General features: G+C 61.0%; 1 protein-coding gene. It reads right to left on the reverse strand.

Features of this window, described 5'->3' with window-relative positions:
* Nucleotides 1–6 precede the first annotated feature (6 nt).
* Nucleotides 7–1,230, reverse strand: coding sequence for an ISL3 family transposase (locus tag AC1Q6V_RS34585; protein WP_143010680.1), 1,224 nt, complete (start codon nt 1,228–1,230; stop codon nt 7–9).
* Nucleotides 1,231–1,333: the final 103 nt, after the last annotated feature.

The following is a 1,333-nucleotide window of genomic DNA, read 5'->3' on the forward strand; positions in this document are numbered from 1 at the left end:
GGTTCTTCACCGATTTCCGGGGAAGGCCGCCCGGATCTTCAAGAAGAAGTAGTGGTCATCACGGAAGCCATAGGCCATGCGTTTGATCACCTTGATCCGGTTATTGATGCCTTCCACCAGATTGGTTCCCAGCGGCCAGCGGCTGTGAGCCAAGATGCCTGGCAGATATGGTTTGAGCCGTTTGGCGAACAGGCATAGTGGGGCGATGCCGCTGTCCATGGCCCGCTCGTACCACTCTTGCCAGAAGCGTCGGGCGTAGCCGGGATGGCGATATGCCCAAAGCGTCTTGAGGTCGTCCTTGAGCACGTAGACGGTCATCAGCGCCTGGTTGGCAGCCAGTATTTCATCAAGCCGGATCTGATCGGCCTCCCGGGTGACGTTCTCTCGATTGCGCAGCAGCAACCAGCGAGAGGATTTCACCACCTTGCGGGCGGCCCGGTCGCCGCGCAGCCGATTGGCCTCATCCACCCTGACCCGGTCGATGACTTCACGGCCATACTTGGCCACCACATGAAACAGGTCATAGATGACCTCCGCTTTCGGGCAGTGCATCCGCACTTCCCGGTCGTAGGCGGTATTCATGTCCATCACCGCGGCGCGCAGCCGGGCACAGCCTTCAGGGCCAAGCAGCTTGAAGAAGGGCCGGATCTCCTCTCGCGAGCGCCCGCGCCCAACCCAGAGTACCCGCTTGCTCGAAGGCTCGACGATGACCGTGGCATAGCGATGGCCCTTCTGGATCGCAAACTCGTCCATCGCGATCACCGTGACGCCACTCAGATCGACCGGCCCCAGTTCCCGCTCCAGATGGCGCAGATCGATGCGCTTGACCGTAGTCCAGGCCAATCGGTAGAAGCTAGCGACATGGCGCAACGACATGACCTTGCACAGTCGCGCTACGCTGGCGGCTAGCCTCGTTGTAACCCGCGCATAGGGCGCGAGCCAGTCCAGGCGCTCCAGCTTCGGGCCACATTTCCGACAAGCCAGACGAAGTCGCGGCACGACCAGCTCCACCGGAATATCGAACACTGGCAGATCCCGCACGCGCCGCTCGACCCGGTCGTGGATACTGCTAACGCCTCGACCACAGCCATCGCAGCACCGCCTGCGGCGCGCCTTAGGTTCTAGCCGGATGACGCAAATACGCTGCCCATTACGGGTCTCTTCCCAGCTATCGCGCAGGCGATAGCCTTCCCAGCAGCCGAGCTGGGCCATACAATCGCGTGGGGCCAACCTCCACCTTCCTGATTCTTGTTGTGTCGCAACTCCAAGATAACAGTGGTGGGCTTGTTGGCCCTTTTTGTTTCTAAACGGTCACGCAGATCGGCGATGAACC

Source organism: Cupriavidus sp. GW823-FHT07B10, from assembly GCF_058794355.1.